Annotated in this window: 17 protein-coding genes; 4 read left to right on the plus strand and 13 right to left on the minus strand. The window is 25.7% G+C overall.

The genetic code is table 11. The annotated features are described in order from the left end of the window. Positions 1–22: 22 nt before the first annotated feature. From GCL60_RS13585 to GCL60_RS13600, 4 genes are all read left to right on the plus strand, one after another. On the plus strand, positions 23–1,819 hold the full coding sequence (locus tag GCL60_RS13585; protein ID WP_153421220.1) for a glycosyltransferase family 4 protein: 1,797 nt from the start codon (positions 23–25) through the stop codon (positions 1,817–1,819). Positions 1,820–1,953: 134 nt separating this feature from the next. Continuing rightward, positions 1,954–2,520: a dTDP-4-dehydrorhamnose 3,5-epimerase gene (rfbC, locus tag GCL60_RS13590; protein WP_153421221.1), complete on the plus strand. Its 567-nt coding sequence runs from the start codon at positions 1,954–1,956 to the stop codon at positions 2,518–2,520. A 27-nt stretch (positions 2,521–2,547) separates the two neighbouring features. Further along, the gene (gene rfbD / locus GCL60_RS13595; protein WP_153421222.1) at positions 2,548–3,438 is read left to right on the plus strand and encodes a dTDP-4-dehydrorhamnose reductase; all 891 of its coding nucleotides are present in this window, start codon (positions 2,548–2,550) and stop codon (positions 3,436–3,438) included. Positions 3,439–3,450: 12 nt separating this feature from the next. Further along, entirely contained in the window at positions 3,451–4,479 is a 1,029-nt protein-coding gene (locus GCL60_RS13600; protein WP_153421223.1) for a hypothetical protein, read from the plus strand. Positions 4,480–4,484: 5 nt separating this feature from the next. Here GCL60_RS13600 and asnB read toward each other — a convergent pair whose 3' ends face one another. From asnB to GCL60_RS13665, 13 genes are all read right to left on the minus strand, one after another. Further along, positions 4,485–6,443, minus strand: coding sequence for an asparagine synthase (glutamine-hydrolyzing) (asnB, locus tag GCL60_RS13605; RefSeq protein WP_153421224.1), 1,959 nt, complete (start codon positions 6,441–6,443; stop codon positions 4,485–4,487). A gap of 26 nt (positions 6,444–6,469) precedes the next feature. Continuing rightward, on the minus strand, positions 6,470–8,029 hold the full coding sequence (locus tag GCL60_RS13610; protein WP_153421225.1) for a hypothetical protein: 1,560 nt from the start codon (positions 8,027–8,029) through the stop codon (positions 6,470–6,472). Next, complete coding sequence (locus GCL60_RS13615) at positions 8,030–8,845, minus strand: FkbM family methyltransferase (protein WP_153421226.1); 816 nt, start codon at positions 8,843–8,845, stop codon at positions 8,030–8,032. A 7-nt stretch (positions 8,846–8,852) separates the two neighbouring features. Further along, positions 8,853–10,241 carry a DUF7033 domain-containing protein gene (locus GCL60_RS13620; protein ID WP_153421227.1) on the minus strand — a complete coding sequence of 463 codons (1,389 nt, stop codon included), beginning with the start codon at positions 10,239–10,241 and terminating at the stop codon, positions 8,853–8,855. A gap of 15 nt (positions 10,242–10,256) precedes the next feature. Further along, on the minus strand, positions 10,257–11,207 hold the full coding sequence (locus GCL60_RS13625; RefSeq protein WP_153421228.1) for a hypothetical protein: 951 nt from the start codon (positions 11,205–11,207) through the stop codon (positions 10,257–10,259). Continuing rightward, positions 11,200–12,237 carry a glycosyltransferase family 9 protein gene (locus GCL60_RS13630; protein WP_153421229.1) on the minus strand — a complete coding sequence of 346 codons (1,038 nt, stop codon included), beginning with the start codon at positions 12,235–12,237 and terminating at the stop codon, positions 11,200–11,202. The genes GCL60_RS13625 and GCL60_RS13630 overlap by 8 nt, the downstream gene beginning before the upstream one ends. A 38-nt stretch (positions 12,238–12,275) precedes the next feature. Then, a complete protein-coding gene (locus GCL60_RS13635) occupies positions 12,276–13,238 on the minus strand; it encodes an NAD(P)-dependent oxidoreductase (protein ID WP_153421230.1) in 963 nt (320 codons plus the stop codon). Further along, positions 13,238–14,005 carry a 3-deoxy-manno-octulosonate cytidylyltransferase gene (gene kdsB, locus GCL60_RS13640; RefSeq protein ID WP_153421231.1) on the minus strand — a complete coding sequence of 256 codons (768 nt, stop codon included), beginning with the start codon at positions 14,003–14,005 and terminating at the stop codon, positions 13,238–13,240. The genes GCL60_RS13635 and kdsB overlap by 1 nt, the downstream gene beginning before the upstream one ends. A gap of 10 nt (positions 14,006–14,015) precedes the next feature. Beyond that, positions 14,016–14,765, minus strand: coding sequence for an HpcH/HpaI aldolase family protein (locus GCL60_RS13645; RefSeq protein ID WP_153421232.1), 750 nt, complete (start codon positions 14,763–14,765; stop codon positions 14,016–14,018). 66 nt (positions 14,766–14,831) lie between these two features. Further along, a complete protein-coding gene (locus GCL60_RS13650; RefSeq protein WP_153421233.1) occupies positions 14,832–15,428 on the minus strand; it encodes an SIS domain-containing protein in 597 nt (198 codons plus the stop codon). Positions 15,429–15,444: 16 nt separating this feature from the next. Next, a complete protein-coding gene (locus GCL60_RS13655) occupies positions 15,445–16,959 on the minus strand; it encodes a PfkB family carbohydrate kinase (RefSeq protein ID WP_153421234.1) in 1,515 nt (504 codons plus the stop codon). 28 nt (positions 16,960–16,987) lie between these two features. Then, the gene (locus GCL60_RS13660) at positions 16,988–18,235 is read right to left on the minus strand and encodes a TIGR04372 family glycosyltransferase (protein WP_161998216.1); all 1,248 of its coding nucleotides are present in this window, start codon (positions 18,233–18,235) and stop codon (positions 16,988–16,990) included. Next, positions 18,225–18,884, minus strand: coding sequence for an HAD family hydrolase (locus GCL60_RS13665; protein ID WP_153421236.1), 660 nt, complete (start codon positions 18,882–18,884; stop codon positions 18,225–18,227). The genes GCL60_RS13660 and GCL60_RS13665 overlap by 11 nt, the downstream gene beginning before the upstream one ends. Between the last annotated feature and the right edge of the window lie 2 nt (positions 18,885–18,886).

An 18,886-nucleotide genomic window follows, 5' to 3' on the forward strand; every position in this document is an offset into this window, starting at 1 on the left:
TTAAATTATTGGAGCCTATATTTTGAGCGGAATCTATACTATACTTATATTTCTTACCGCATTTGCTCTTTCTCTAGTGATTGCTCCAATTTTAATCCGTTTTGCAAAAGCAAAACGCTTGTATGATCTACCGGATGGAGCGCACTCCAATGACACACTATTAGTAGAAGAATTTTCTAATAATAATAAAATAAAACAAACACCAAGAAGGGTTCATACAACTCCAATTCCTCGCCTCGGTGGAATTGCAATTGTTTCAGCTTTCTTTATTAGCCTTGCCATTTGGAAACTACCTTCGAATATGGCTGCTATTTATATTTGCTCTTTTTTAATGTTTATTATTGGTCTTATTGATGATTTAAAAACACTTTCAGCAAAATTTAGATTATTTATTCAATTATCTGCTTCTATTTTTGTAGTTTTATTATCAAATTTAGAAATTAATAGCATTGCCATTACTTCTGTAAATTCTATTCATTTACCCTACATGATTGGATTTTTACTTTCTGTTTTTATTATAATTGGTGCTATTAATTCAATTAATATGATTGATGGATTAGATGGATTAGCTGGTGGCGTAGTATTAATTGGCATATCTTTATTAAGTTATATACACTTTTTAAGCACGCATAATATTAATTTATTAATTATATTCAGTATTCCAATCATTGGAGCTATATTAGGATTTTTAAAATATAACACTCATCCTTCAAGTATTTTTATGGGCGATTCGGGTAGCAATTGGCTTGGATTTATGATTGGTATTTTTATTATTTTAATCATAAATAATTCTATTGTAATTGAAAAATCAAATCAATGGTTATTAATTAATAACGGAAGCTCAAATATTATTCCTATTTTAAGCATCATACTATGTCTTTCCATTCCTATATTTGATACAGCTCATGTTATTATAACTCGTCTTTTAGAGGGTAAAAACCCAATGAAACCAGATAAAAGACATTTTCATCATTCATTAATGAAAATAGGCTTTAGTCATCCTCAAAGCGTTGTTGCTGTTTACTTTCTAATGCTATTTTTTGGAATTCTAGGAATTTTACCGATTGCTTATCCTCAATATCCATTAAATTGGACACCAGTGGTAGGAATTATTTTATTAACAACTTGTATAGTTTTCTCTTTGAAGTTAAATGAAGGTTTTATTACAAATTTAGCTGGATATAAAATTTTTCTTACTTCTCAAAAAACGGCAGGACCTAAAATTTCTTTTATATTAAAATACTGGGAACATCTTAATAGATATACCATATATTGCATTTTATTAGCGGCGCCTTTACTCTCTGGAATAGCCCCAAAAATTGTAGGGCTTTCCGCAGCTGCAATGTGCATTGTGATGATATGCACTCTATTTTTGAAAAAATCTTATAGCTTTTTTGAATCTTTTTTAATAGCAATATCATCAACAATATTATTAACTGCAAATAATTCTAATATTATTTGGATAGAAATTTTAGGAAAAAAGTATAATCTTCAAGAGGCATATAATTTATTATTTATTTGGCTAATTATAAGTACACTAGGATTTTTCATTGTAACATTTAAAAGAAAATATCTTGTTATAGCACCAACTGATTTTCTATTGGCAATTTTACCTTTAATTTTACTTTTATTACCTACAGATATTCAAAATGAATACAAATTAAATATTATTGCCCTTAGAAGTTTGGTATTATTTGCAGCACTTAGAACATTATCTAAAAGACATGAGATGTTTTTTTACAAAATTCATTTTATATGTATAATTGCTTTAGCTTGGATTGCATTAACAACATTAGCTGGATTGAGGTTGGTATATTAAAATATTATAAATTTAGTTAATAGATTAATTTTACTTAATCTATTACAATTCAAGCTTGTTAGTCAAAGAGGTAGTTATTAAAAGCTACTCAGGATAATATTTATTATCTTTAAAATTTTAAATAAAGGATCTTTATGTTAACAAAAAAAAATTTTTTAAATGAAATTATTCTTATTTCGCCAGTTGTTTTTAATGATGATAGAGGTTTTTTTTATGAAAACTATCATGAATTAAAATATAAAGAATTAGGTATCACATGCACTTTTGTACAAGATAATATTTCAAGATCTAAAAAAGGAACTTTAAGAGGAATGCATTATCAATTAAATAACCCTCAAGCAAAACTAATAACTGTTTTAAGAGGAGCTATTTTTGATGTCGCAATTGACATAAGAATTGGTTCTCCAACATTTGGGCAATGGTACGGCACTGAATTAAATGATGAAAATCATAATCAATTATTTATCCCTGAAGGATTTGCACATGGCTTTTATGTTTTAAGCGACTTTGCAGATATTCATTACAAATGCTCAGACTTTTATAATAATAAAGATGAATATGGAATTCAATGGAATGATTCAAAAATTCAAATCAATTGGCCATTATTAAATGAACCAATACTATCATTTAAAGATGCCGAAAATATTTCTTTAACAGATATTGATAATACAAAACTTCCAAAATATTCAGTTATAAAATGATAATAAAAATTTAAATTGGACTCTTAAATGAATATATTTTTATTTGGTAAAAGCGGACAAATTGGGAATGATATCTTTAAAATATTTTCTGAAAATGGTGATAATGTTATATTTTACTCTTCAAAAAAATTAGATATATCAAATATAGATCATATTAATGAATACAAAAATATTTTTAAAGGAGTCGATTTCATTATTAATTGTGCTGCATATACAGCTGTAGATAAAGCTGAAGACGAAAAAGATCAAGCCCTACAAACAAATCATATAGGCGTAAAGAATCTATGCATGTTGTGTAAAGAACTCGATTTACCTCTTATTCATTTATCGACAGATTATGTATTCTCTGGTGAAAAAGAAGTATATTCTGAAATAGATGAAACACTCCCATTATCTGTTTATGGAATTAGCAAGGAATTAGCAGAAAAAGAGATTATTTTTAATTTAAAAAAATATTTTATTTTAAGAGTAAGTTGGGTTTTTGGTAAATATGGAAATAATTTTGTTAAAACAATATTAAAACTATCAAAAGAAAAAGAAAGTTTAAACATTGTTGCTGATCAAAAAGGCTGCCCAACATCCGCTAAAAGCATAGCCCAAGTTATTTATAACATTACTAAGTCAAATATAAATGAAAAACAATATGGGATATACCACTATTCAAATTCTGAAATTGTTACTTGGTATGATTTTGCAAAAAAAATAGTTGACATAGGCAATAAATATATGAGCCTGAAAATCAGGAATATATCTCCAATTAGTACATCTGAATATCCATGTAAAGCTACAAGACCCAAAAATTCTGTTCTTTCTTGTAAAAAAATTAATGATATTTTTCAAATTGAACAAGATTCATGGGAGCCCTATTTAGAAGAAGTAATTTCAAACTATTCAATTCAAATAATTGATGAAAAATAAAAAAGGAATTATATGGACTTAAATCACATTGATATTATAAATCTTTTCAAAAGAAACTGGAAAGCTACTATATTCATATGTTTAATTATTTCAACATGTGGAATTTTTTTTTCAATAAAGTCTAACAAAAAAAGTTATAAAGCAATAATTCCAGTAAAAATAACCTATCAAAATGCATTAGAAAACGGAGTTAACACACAAATAGTAAATTTAGATTATTATATTCAATCTATTCAAGAATTATGCAATAATTCCATAAGAGAAACCTTTAAAAATGAAAATAGTAAAGCTATATTAATAGGGAACTCAAGTGTTAGAACATCCTCAATAACAATAACATCACTAGAAAACTTCGATAATGAAAAAATAAATAATTTCTTAGTCACACTTAATAAAAAAATTGACGAAAGAAATCAAATTTTTCTTAAAAATAATTTATATGTCTCCTCTATTTTAAATGAAAATTTAAAAAATTCTAGGAATATATCTGAAGCCGCATTCAATAGCGAAGCGCAAATAATACTTAAATATTTAAAATACATTAAAGATCTACAGGAAAAAACAAATAATAAATTTAGCTCATATGCAAATATTTTACTTTCTGACTCATTTAAAGACTACTATAGTGATAATTTAACTAAATCACAATATAGCATTGATAATATAATCACTTTAAGTCTTAAAATTAGAAAAATAAGTCTTATTTTTCTAAATGAAATCAAATCAAGCAATAAAATATCAGAAACTGAATTTAATAAATTATTAAAAGAGTCAAATGATAATTATTATTATACAATTACCGAATTAAATAATGTAAAAAAAATGTTTTCAATTTTAGAACAAAACTACTTACCAAATGTATCTAGCTTTGAAACTTATATACCAAATGAAGCTTACATTCCGCTCGAAACCAATTTAAAAAACTACATTATTTTTCTTTCATTATTCATAGGCATATGCTTTTCTTTTATTTACCTAATCATTCTTTCTAAAATAAAATTATTAAAAAATAGAAATAATAAAAATAGTTTAAATGCTTAAAATAATTAATTTTTTTCGTATTGAATTGAATACAACTCTGACCAACGAATAAATACTAAAACACGCCAAATAGCAGAGTCAAAATGAATTCTATTTTCTATAAAATTATCTGCATATTGTCTTATTATATTAATATTTAAAAATGGAATATTATTTGCTGTTTCACTATTTAAAATTTCAAGTACCCAATTTTTTAAAGATTTAATCCAAATCTCTTCTGGAGCTTGAAAACCAATTTTATCTTTTCTCTCAAGAATTTCACTTGGAACTATTCCATTAAGAGCTGAACGAAAAATCGATTTAGTTGTACCATTTTCATCTAATAAATATTCTGCAGGTAAAGACAAACCATACTCTACTAAATTTTTTGTCAAAAAAGGAACTCTACTTTCAACAGAAAAAGCCATTGAATTTCTATCCTCATATCTTAATAATTCTGGAACATTTAAAGTTTTAACTGTCAAAGCGAGTTCTTCTCTAAACAAATTTTTGCTTATTCTATTTCTTTGTTCAAAAGGATATACTAATTTCTCATTATTTCTTTCTAAAAACCATTCCTCTTTAAACCAATTTTTGCTTAAAATATTTTTATTCATTAATTTTTTAATGCTAGGAATTAAATTATTGTGGAAATAATTAGGTAATAACCATGAACACACTTGTGCCCAAGATATTTCTCTTGAAGGTAATAAGGATAATCTATTCTTTAACCTACAAGCGGATATTAAATTTCCATTACGAACAAAATTAGCAACTTTAGCAACTGAATAATATGGATATCCTGCAAATATTTCATCACTTCCCTGTCCATCTAATAACACTTTAATATTATTTTCTTTTGCTAACTTCATAATTTGATATTGAGCAAATATGGAAGAACTTGCAAAGGGTTCATCCTGAGCAATTATAATTTTATCAAAATCAATGATTAAATCATTTTGATCTGGAGATATCAAATGAGGAATAGCTTTTACCTTTTTATTAACTATATCAATCCATTTTGCTTCAGATAATTTCTCGTTATTTGGAACAAAGCTAAAAGTATGAATTTCAAGTTTTGGTTCTAAATATCGCATTACTGAAACAATTGCTGATGAATCAATCCCACCAGAAAGACATGAACCTACAGGAACATCACTTCTTAAATGTAGTTTTATATTTTCTACAAAAATTGATCTCAACTCTTCTTCAGCATCTTTTCTTGATATTTTAATTTCTGGTTTAATTTCTAAATTCCAGTATTTAATAAATTGAACGCTATTTTCGTTATATTTATCCATTTCAATTTCAAGATAACTTGAGGGATCTATTTTATAAATATTATTAAAAAAAGTATTTTTTGTATTTTCTACCTTACCATATTGTAAGTAAGTTTGAACAACCTGATGATTAATAGAAGGCTTTGACTCTAAAACAGATAAAATAGCCTTGATTTCCGAAGCAAAAACAAAAGAATCTTTATCAAAATAAAAAAATAGAGGTTTTATTCCAAAATAGTCCCTAGCTAATAATAATTTTCTTTCTTGAGAATCAAAGATACAAAAAGCAAACATTCCATTTAGTTTTAAAAGACAGTCTTTTCCCCATTCTTTATAAGCATTTAATAATACTTCTGTATCTGAGTTTGATTGAAATTCATAACCAAGAACTTTTAATTCTTCCCTAATTTCAATATAATTATATATTTCACCATTAAAAGTAATATAAAATCTTTTATCATTGCAGGGCATTGGCTGCCTGCCTGAGTCAGATAAATCTAATATAGATAATCTAAAGTGTGCTAAAAAAACTTCCGAGCTATTAAAGTCAAGTAATTCATTTACAAGCTTAATATTTCTTCCTTTATTATAATATAGATATCCTTGTCCATCAGGACCTCGATGGAGTAGAGATTTATATAAATGAGAAGAGTCAAACTTAAAAACTTTTGAATCGCGTTTAAATATACCAAAAATACCACACATTTAAATAACTCTCTTTTTAATAATTTTTAATACACTAAATTTAAAAACGTTTTTGTAATTGACATTTTTTTGCTAAAATAATAATCAATATCATAATTTATTCCATTTTTTATTGATCTCTCATATAAATCAATAAAATCATTATCTAAGTTAACTAAAGTAGCTGTTTTATTTTCTATAATATCATTTAGAAATGAGGAATATCCAAGATCAAAAATCCAAATTGGTTTCTTATAAATCATTAAATCAAATATAAGAGTGGTCATTGAGCCTGCAACAACATCTATTTCAGCCATTAATTCGGGATTGATATCTTTAATAATAGTGAAATTAGTATTTAATAAAATATCTTTATTTAAACCATAACAAAAAACTTGATCATTTATTGGTTCGTCTGAGCGTACTTTAAAAAAAATTGAAAATCCATTATTTAATAATTTTTTTATATATATTCCAACTTTTTTTGTATCCGTTAAAAACTCATAAGGAATTAAAATATTTTTTGTTTCAGACTTTTTCTCTAATAATGGTTTTAACATATAAGTGTTTTTATTTGCACCAATTATTATTTTATCTCCATTAATTATATTAGATTTTTTAAGTAAAAAATCCTTCCAATATTCACCCCATACAATAAGATAATTAAACCATCTAATGTTGTTGAATGAGTCCAATAAATAAGCTTCATGGCTTGAAGTATATGCTCCATGCTGAAATGCAACGGTTTTCATACCTGAATCTTGACAGGCATACAATAATGGATAAACATAATTTGTATCATCAATACTTAAAAGAAATTTAAAAGATTTAAATTTAAATATAAATTTATAATATTGATATGACATTCTAAAATAATTTACTCTTTTTCCAATTTGATCAAGTGCAAAGTCATATATTTTATTTTCATTCTTTAAATAACTTTTATTATTATATTTAATATTATATACAAATAAAATGAAAATATTTCTGTTAAAGAAATTTTTCAAAATTTCTTTATAACTTAAACCAAGTGCTTGAACAGGAATTTTATCTTCATAAATTAATTCTTCATATATTTCTTTTGTTCTAAAATCATTTAAACCATATCGATAAAGAATAATATCAGATTTACTATTGACAATTAATACATTTCTTAAGAAGATTAATAAATTTAAAACATATTTAAAATAATAAATTATATTTTTTAAAACTAGCTCTGAGTTTTTTTTATTATAAAATAAATTTATCATACTAATATAATTTTTACAGTCATAATTATTTTCAAAATAAAATTTTGCTTTTTTATCAATTGACAAATTTACAATTTCATTAAATTTAATATAAAGACCAAATATAGTCCAATATAAATAAGACACATTCGCAGGAAACCAATCAATCTTATCATACAAATAATCATCTTTTATACATGAATTAGTCGTAGAATTTTTTTTTGAATAGAATTCTTGAAGTATTTCTTTAGATTCTTTTAAATTATAATTATTTTCATATTCAAAATGCTCACCAGTTTCAACATTAACCAAAGAATCAACGCATGGAATATATTCTTTTACTATATATTTTCCCGATTTAATATTATATTCCTTCATTTATTCTTCTCTTGTAAAAATATAGTTCATTACGATGCCCACATGCTGACCAGGATAACTCGGCTTTAACTTGAATCCATATGATAATATTTTATTCTTTAATTCTAAATCAACTTCTATAGAAGCATCTAATTCAATTAAAATTGATTTTAAATTTTTATTACTCAATAAACTTTCTGCTCCCGTAATAATTTTATTTTCAACACCATCCACATCTATTTTTAAATAATTTGGTACTGGAAAACCATATACATTTATTAATGTATCTAGCTTAGATAAATAAACTCCCTGTCGGAAACTATTATTTGAAACATTTAAATCTATTGAGTGCATTGCACTTCCTTCTTCATTAGAACTTAGGTCTATAAAACCAAAAGTATCTTCTGAACTAAGTGCTAAATTATAACACTTCATGTTTTCAGATTTAATTGAATTTAAAAATGTGTTCTTATTTAACAACCAATAATTTGAAGCTACTGGCTCAAATGAAAAAACCTTTACACCCATTTTAGCGGCATACAAACTATATAAACCGATATTTGCACCAACATCATAAAAAATTTCACCTTTTTTAATTGACGAAATCCAATTTAACGTTTCAGGCTCTTTTGAATAAAAAGTATTTGCTCTCCACATACAAATCATATTTGGGCAATAAAGTTTTAAATTCAAATTATCACCTAGTGATATTTCATATATAAGAAACATTCTCTCATGCAATGCCACTTTAAAACTTGAAGCTTTTTTAAATAAATTATTAAATATATCAAATATGATATGTTTAATTGATTTTTTTATTCTACCTAAAAGTTTCATTATTACCTCATTTAATTGTCTCAATAAATAACTCTTTACTTACCTGAGAGTTCAAGTAAGTATTATGCCATAAAATAGTAAAAGTCCCTCCATAAAATTTTACAATACTTTTTACATCGTTAATTACATCATAGGCTTTAAATGTTACTCCTAAATTTAGTCCATAGGAATCAAAAACAGAACCCTCCATAACATGGAGTGGAGTTTCAGTCATATTTAAAGAAATTTTATTTTTCCAACTAAAAATATCGTATGATTGACATATTCCAGATCGAAAGCCGACATCCTCAACAAAACCTAATGTAGAATCATCACTTATTCCGCAATTATTCATAATTTCATGAGTTAAACCACTTTTAAATTTTAACCAATGCTGCCGGACTAATAAATTTTCTAATTGTATATTAATTTTTTTTAAATTATGTGTTAAATTTGTTAATTCATTTTGAAAATTTAGCTCACAATTATATGTAGGAAATCCACCATGTAGTCCAATTTTATGACCTCTTTTATTAATAGATAAAAGCACATTTCTAATACAATCACTTGTCAAATCATAATCTGGATTATAAATAGAATTTTCATATGCATTTGATAAAAAATAAAAAGTGGATTTTAATCCCACCTTTTCAACTTCGTCCATAATCCATTCAAATGAGTTTGAAGGATCTTGTTTTAAATCTCCATTATTAAATTTATGAAATGAAAGTAACTTATTGTAAAATTCTTTTAAAGATTTTTGATTTATAGCGTTTTTAACTGCACTTTTAAATATTTGACTTATATTTTTATTATAATAACTAAAAGCAAAATCAATATCGTGAGATATATTAATAGAAAAATCTCTAACTCTTTGTGGAATAGAGTTATCTAAATAAAGCATTAATGAATAAAGTAATTCTGCATATTCATTTATTATAGGTCTTCTATGTATCTGATATTTAAATAAATAAGAATCTTTTAAAGAAAATCTATCATATTCATCTCGTTTTTGATTAATTACTTCTTCGTATTGCACTAAATAAAAATAAGCGATAGATGGAATATCAAAATTTATTTTTATTTTTTTTTCAGAAATATAATCAATAAATAAAGAGTTTTTTTTGTTATATAAAATAGGTATATTTTTAAAATACGAATGTATTGAAACTTTAAAATCTGAAATTGGAATAAATTCAATTTTTGGTGGAAAATGGTTTACAAAATTTTCAAAATTATCTAAAATAGAAATTTCTGTATTATTATTTAAAATTAATTTTGTAAACTGTACATTTGCATCCTCTTCCAAAATAAACTCAATATCATAATTCAACATATTTTTTAAGATCTGAGTCCATACATATTTTTTTTCAAACACGCGATTTGAACTTATTATAACTTTAATACTATATAACATAAACTACTCTTAATATTAGCGAACTAATGATTTTAAATTATAAAAAAACTTAGCTTTTTTACTTAATTTCCTAGCAACATAATAAACAGTTGGTTCTCCACCAAATCCTCTAATAAAAGATTCAACTTCTTTTAAAATTGATCCTTCAAAATCAAAATTTTTATTTTCAATGATAGCAAATTTTAGCGACTCCCATAATAAAAAACTTAATGATTGCATTTTTCTACCTTCCTGATTTGCTCCTCCAAGAAGATAATAAATTGAATGCTCATCCCATACTAAAAATACAGCTGCATTAAAATCTGAAGACGCTTTATCTTTTGCAAAAAGGATTTTACACTTTTGCTTTTGAGACAAACTAGAATAAATATGTTTAAGGAGGCTAATATTTATAAAATTTGAGACATTTTTTCTAATTAAATTTGATGATATAATATTATATAATGAATTTATATCTTCACAAGTAACTGACTCTAGCTGCAATTGAGAATTTTTTATAATATTTCTTGTAGTTTTAGAAAGATAATTTTTCCACAACTGGTCTTCTGTTATTTTTGAACAATTTAAAATATAAGTATATCTAGGAATTAAAGTAAATTCTTTCCATATAAATGGATGAATAAATGGAAAACTATGATGTAGTGGTAATTCAATAATATCTGCTTTGGGTAATTCATTAATTAATTTTGTCAAAATATCAAATTCAAAACTCAATTTTGTAGATATTTTTTCTGCTGAGTTTTTTTTAATCCAAGGTCCAACATAGGGAGTTAATGGAGGTGAACTAATTTTAGTAAAAATACCGTATTTTTTTTCTAATAAAAAAGGTAATCTAGCTAAAGTCTCATTTTTATTTTTTATTTCTACAAAATTCCATGAACTATTTTCACAAATAGCATTAAACCAATCTGAAGAATCAAAAATAGAGCAGTATAATTCTTTAATTTCAGCTACTTTTTCATTCATATTTATTCCAAATTTTTAAAAATTCATTGTAAACATATTTAGGTTGTAATTCATGCATACATTTAACATTGTATTGACATGTAAGATAAGCTTCTTTTTCCGACTTTAAAAAAGAACCAGAAGTACATGGGGAACAAGGTAAATTAAGAGAGACAAATTGTGTGTTAACACCGATTTGACGAGATACAGCAAATGCAGTTGGCCCCCAAAGAACTAACGTATTTTTTGATAATGAACTACTTAAATGTGTAATTCCACTATCAGATCCTATAACTACTGATGAATTAGCTAAAATACCCATTAAGTCTGAAATATTTGTTTTACCAATTAAATTTAAAACGCCTTCAAATTTATTAAAATCATTACTTTCTTCATTTTTATCACCAACTAAAATAATTTTAAAATTTTTACTAATTTCAGTTATTAGAAATAACCAATTTTGAATAGGCCATCTTTTTGGAGTCAAAGTATTATTTGCTGCTCCTACTTGAATTGTTACAAACCTATCAGGTAAATTAAATTTTTGCTTCATTTCATTAGATAATTTTAAAATATGATTATTAGCAAAAGCTGGATTTAATATTAATTTATTTTCAGTAAAATTAAAAAATGTTAATAATGATAAATTATTTATAACTTGATGAATAGAAAACTTAAAATCATACGTTTTAATTCTTAAAAAAGTTAAAATATAACGAAATATAATATTACTAAATTTAGATTTAAAAACGAAATGAGTTATAAATTTTTCCCTAAAATATATCCTCTTAAAATATAAACCAATTAATTTTATTAAACTTATGCCACCAAACTTAGGATTAATTATAAAATCAAATTTAATATTTGGAATATCATTATAAATACAATTTGCATGGCTTGATAAAACATCTCCTGATCCATATTTATTATCAGTTACAATAAAAATACAAGAATCTGGAAAATTTCTTTTAAGGGTTAATATTATTGGAATTAGCATAACTGCATCACCAATTCCAGTATAAGCAAATATTAAAATATTTTTTGATTTCATTTATTAATTCTCATTTCAAAGAAAACAAAAAAGGAGTTTTATATCAATTTTAATTCATTGTATTTATTTTTCAAATATTCTTCAACATGTAAAATAGATGCCATTCCCATATTTGTAATTGCCTCAATCGAATTACCACCAATATGAGGAGTGAGATACAAATTAGGCATATTTTTATACTTTGAAGTATCATATGGCTCGTGAGGAAAAACATCACAAGCTAATCCCCCAATTTTCTTATTTATAACAGCATCACAACAAGATTCAATATCAATTATTTCTCCTCTTGCAGTATTAATTATAAGAGCATCTGGTTTTAATAATTTAATTTCATTATTACTTAACATAAATTTTGTTGAAGGATTTAAAGGAACATGAAATGAAATAATATCGCAATTTTTTAAAATATCTTCATAACCTCTGTAAGTTATTCCTAAGTCTTTTTCTATTTCACTTTTATCTATTACATCACTATAATATATATCATTTAATCCTATTGCTTTTAATTTTTTTGCCAGAAGTGTTCCGATGTTACCTAATCCTACAATTCCAAACTTGCAATTAATTAATTCTTTTCCGCCGTTTTTAACCCATTGCCCAGCACTAAGAAGATTCATTGAATTAAACACATTTCTACTATGTCCCAAAGAAAATGTCATAACTAATTCAACAACAGAATTTTTATTTACTCCACTAGACACACCTAACTTAACATCATATTTATTAATTATATTAAGATCAATATTATCTAGTCCAACTCCGTATTTACTTATTAATTTTAGTTGTGGATTTTTATCTAAAATTTGATCATTTATTTTCTCAAGTCCTACTATAACAGCTTCGGCTTTAATAGAGTTTAAATAATTTGCAAGAATTTCAGAACTAGCCTGTCTTTCTTCTTGATAGTAATGAACTTCAACAGGTAATTTCTGTAAAGCTTCTCTTAAATATTTATTTTTTGAAAAAGACGGTGAAGTTACAGCAACTACTAAATTATTCATTATATATATCTCTTTACTAATTCACATTTTTTAAGCATGAATTCAACTCTAATGACATCATTCAAAACATCTACAGGATAAGACTCATCATCTATTTGAGGGCAATATATTTTGTAACCATTTTCAAGCACTCTTAACATATCAACCGATTCTATTTCTTCAAGTTCAGTAACAGGTAATGCACTATATAAATCTAAAAATTTTCTTTCAAAGGGAATCACACAAATCTGTTTGTAAGGTTTTATTGAAATTGAACCTGAACATTTTGCAGGACTTGGAATAGGAGAACGACTAAAATAAAGAGCATTTTCGTTTTTATCACAAACAACTTTTACGCAATTAGGAGATTGAAATTCATCTTCATCTTTTATGATTGAACGTAAATTTACGATATTTGAATTTGTAGAAATAATTGAACTTACCGCTAATTTTAGCATTTCAAACGTAACGAGAGGCTCATCTCCTTGTACCATAGTTACGTAATTAAAGGATAAATTATTTTCACTTTCAATAATATTTGTTGCTTCTTGGACTCTATCAGAAGCTCTTTCATGTTTAGAAGATGTCATAACTACCTGAATATTATTTTTTTTACAAAATTCTACAATTTCATTATCACAAGTTGCTACGTAAACTTGATCAAATACATTGCTTAATATACAGCGCTTTGCAACATGACCTATCATTGGGTAACCCATTATTGGATACAATGGTTTTCCTGGAAATCTGGAACTATTCATTCTTGCTGGTATAACACATAAATGCATTTTACTACCTCTATCTTTTTATTTTTCTTAATTGATTTTGAACATTATGACCTAAAAATAAGGTATCAATACTGAATGCTAAAAAATTATATCCATTTTCAATATTTGATTCTAAAATTGATGAATCAGGCTGAATTATATGCATACCTAGTTTTTTTGAAGCTAATAATGCTTTTTTTTCAACTATTTTTATACACTCAAGAAGCCTTGGGTGATCAAGTTGCCCAGGAATGCCTAATGAAGAGCTTAAATCATAGGGGCCAATAAAAACGCCAGCAATTTCTTGCACAGAAAGAATTTCATCAATTTCTTCAACAGCATTTACATGCTCTACTTGAACAATTAAGTCTAATTCATGAATATTTTTATTATAGTGAGAATTAAAGTCAAATCCAAATTTGTGAGCCCTTGCTAATCCAACACTCCTTTTACCTTTTGGAGGATAAAAACAATGCTGAACAGCTTCCATTGCTTCCTTCTTTGAATTTACCATAGGAATAATTATGCCATCTGGACCAGCATCTAAAGGAAACTTGGTATGGTAATGGGAGTTTAAGGGAACTCTCACATAAGCTTTTTTACCTTTTCCTTGAATGATTTGAATAGCATTTTGCAACTCTAAGTAAGAAACTGGTGAATGCTCTAAATCTATACATAACCAATCAAAATCAAACGAAGACATTAACTCTACAATTGTTGGATGTGGAACAGTAATCCAAGACCCAACACTTACTTTTGTTTTCCCTATTGAATTTTCCATTGATGTATAGATCCTTTTATTTATTAATTTAAAAAATGATATTTACAATATAATAATGATTAATATTTATAATTTTTGATTAATAAATATAGTTTCTATAATTGCATGAATTAATGCTTCATGACCAACTTCAACTATCCCATATAATTGAGAATTTAAATAAAAAGAGATATCAGAATAAGTATTCCATAATTTGTTTTCATTTGAAAAACCAGATAACGATATAACTTTCATATCTTTACTTTTTGCCAATTGAACACAAGAAAGTATATTTTGAGAATTACCCGAACTAGAAATTGCAATAAGAATATCATTAGGCTCAGCCATTAAATTTAATGGTTTAGAATAGACATTTTCATATCCAAAATCATTTGCCATACAAGTAATTAATGCGGGATCATTTAAGAACAAAGATTTTATTTTTAATTTATTCATTAAGTCTTGTGAAAGATGCGAACACATTGCTGCACTACCACCATTTCCAACCCACCAAACCCTATTTCCGGAAGCTTTTACTTTTTCAAATAAATTTAAGCAATAAAGATAAGACTCATCAAATGAACTAATGTTTCCTTCTATTTTAGTTTCTACTTTATTTAAAACAGTTGACAAACAATTCATCCATTCACTTGGTTTATTAATATTGAAATTTTTCTGATTCATATAGATTTTTCCTTATTTATTTTAGCATATGACTAACAGTTCTAATTAAATCAATCTTATTCACTGAAGATTTATTTCCAATAATTTTGGTTTTAAGTCCTGCAAAACAATTTCCAATAAAAGGAATTATTTTTTCATCGACATTTAATTTAACTAATAATGTTGTAATCGCTAAATAAGCATCTCCTGCACCAGTTGTATCTATTGTCGAATCTTTAATAAATGTTGGACAATAAAATCTATCTTGAGATTTATTTAAATATAGACTTCCAGCAGTTCCTAATGTAATAGAATGAGTAGATTGTAAATTATTTTGTACAATTTTTTCAGCTAATACCTCTACATCACTTAAACGATCATGCGTTCCAATACGACATTCATTCTCATCTATTGACAAGTAGTCATACCTTTTATGTTTTGTAAATGGATTAAAACCAAAGTTACTTGAATTTGTTTGAACATTTAGTGCTACAAATGTTTTTATAGAAGATAAAGACTCCAATAATTTCCCTTCAAACAATCCATGACCAAAATCTGCAATTAATACAATATCAAAATTACTTGCTTCACTTCTAATAAACTCACAAATTTCATTTACAGAATTATTTGCCCACATATTATTAGAAATATTTGTGATTTCAAAAATTTTCTGTTGCTTAAAATGAGATAAATACCTTGATTTGCGAGGCGTGATAAAGTCATTATATTTAAAATCATATAATTTAATTTTTTTATCAAGAGAAGTGTCAAGAAGCTTATTAAAATAAGCTTCATTTCCATTAGGAATTGCTAATGAAACTTTACAATTAAGAGCAGCTAAATGATTTGCAATAGCTAGAGTACCACCAGCATAATCTTCTTGATATAAATATCTTGCAGAAATAGATGGACTTTTAGAAGATACGCCTTCGGCTTTACAAAATATATATGTATCCACTATGGGTTCACCAATAACAAGCACATTTAAATTTGAAAATTCTTGTAAAATCTTTTCAAATGAGGAGGGATTTAATAATTTTTTTATGGACTCAATGGCATTTATTTGATTCAAATCAAATGGATTAAAATATGAATTTATTAATTCCGTAGAGCTCATTGTATCGTCTTCTGTGAACACCATACTTCCTGAAACATGCTTAATTGCTGCTTCTTCCTCAAATATTTTGCCCGTAATGTCTTTTTCTTGATCAATATAATCGGGTCCTTTGACATAAAAATCAGGTCTCAGCTCAAGAATAGGATTCACCGCTGTCGCTGAGTTATTTAGACAAACATAATCAACAAAATCAATTGATGACAATATTTCAACTCGTTGAGCTGATGAGTAGCGAGGTCTACCAGGACCTTTATTTACAAATTCATCAGGAGTAACTGTTACCACTAAAATGTCACCAAACTTTTTTGCAGATCTCAAATGTAATAAATGTCCAAAATGAAACAAATCAAAAGTTCCATGGCAATGAACAATTTTAGATTCACTATGTTTTGCTTTTAAAGAAGAAAGATCATTGTAAAGAATTTTTTTTGCCATTTAAATATCACCTTAGCTTAATAGAGAATTATTTTAAAATATCATTTCCATATTTATTTAAAAAATCAGAAGAGCAAACTCCTACCATATGTCTAATAGGATGATCCAAAGGAAATTTATTTTTAAATTTCCTTTGATTTTCATCAAATTCATCATTAAATTTTTTATTTTTTATCCTAATTAACAATTCTTTAACCCCTGCTAAAATATCTTCCGATGCACTTTCTTCAGGTATCATATCATTCCATTTATAAAATTGGCTATTTTGAAACCTATCAGCCGATATCAATTTTAAAACACCACAATCATTAATCCATTCTTTCATTTGAAATATTTTTGATAGACTCAAAATATCTCCCTTCGAATTTTTTATCAAAGATGGCACGATTACACAGTTTTCTGCGTTTGGCCCCTCACCCAAGGGAATAAAATTATGATACAATATTGGTTTACCAAAATTCAATGGCGCAAATGCAATTCCACTAGATCCCATTATAGAAAATTCGACCTTGTAGTGTAAATAAATATCTAAAAATTCTCTGTCTTTAATATTAAAGTTTTGCATACTTATTATATTACTATCTTGAGAAATTTCATTTTCATCAAAATGTCCGCAGCGAATTATTTTATAATTTAATCCTTGAAGATATTTAATAGTTGGTAACAAATTTGCAAAAGAGCTCATACGGTAAGTATCATGAGTAAAATGACACTTTCTTATTTTTTCCCAGTAGTAATTATCACGATTATTAACGGATACCAGACGATCGGATTCTGAAATACCCATTTTTTTTAATAAAATTTTACCCCTATTTTTTTCTTCTTCGGTAAATTTAAACAAAGAATTGAGATGGGAGTTATATATAATTCCATTTTTAATTAACTTATTTACAAGTAATATTTTTCTTTTTTTTAATAAAAAATTATTTGAGCTAATAATTAAATTAAACATAACAGGATCTTTTTGAATATTAAAACTTCTACTTATGAGATCAAAATAAAAGTTATTACAACTTACTCCATCATTAATTATCAAGACGAGATCATTTTTAGGATCAATATTGTTTGCCACACATTTTCGATAATATATATTCGAATATAGGATAAAAGGACCAATTGCATCGAATGGCAAAATTGCAATAAATTTATCATTATATTTTTTTTCATATAAATTTACCAACTTAAAATAGTTAATAAGTTTTCCAAAATAATTGAATATATAATCTAAAAAATATTTGTAAAATAATTTAATTCTATATTTTAATTTAACTAACATTAATTTGCTCCAATAAGTAATCATAAGCCATTTTTAATTCATTAAAACAAATATAATCTAAACGGGACCAATTACACTTATTGCCTATAAAACTTTCTATTCTAATAAATTTTATTTCATTTTTATTCGCTGCTAGCATATCAGAAGGCGTATCCCCTATAAAAATAATATCATTATTTTTATATTTTTTATCCATCATAATTTTTTTTAATACTTGTGATTTAGAAGAACCAGAAAACATTTCACTTCCAAAAATTTCCTCTATTACTTCACTTGTATCTCCAATATATTTTTTAATTTCATTTATGGGAGCCATAGAGACTATATAGAGATTTATATTTTTAGATTTTAACATGGTTAACATTTTTTTTACTTCATAAGAAAATGTTAACGAAGAAGTATTTAAATCTAATATTATTTGAAACTGGGTTAATAATTGTTCTTTAGTATATGAATATTTATTTATTTCTTTCAAAATCCAATCACAAATATCGCCTCTAGTGGCACCCATCAAATCTGAATTTAATTTTTCACATAATTTCAAAGATAAACCAGATTGAGCAAATTCAGCTAATTCCAGCATTGAATCATATTTTGCCTTTGTTGTTTCTATTAACACACCATCAAAATCAAAAATTATACATTTCATAA

Origin of the sequence: Silvanigrella paludirubra (assembly GCF_009208775.1) — a bacterium.
Classification (GTDB): domain Bacteria; phylum Bdellovibrionota_B; class Oligoflexia; order Silvanigrellales; family Silvanigrellaceae; genus Silvanigrella; species Silvanigrella paludirubra.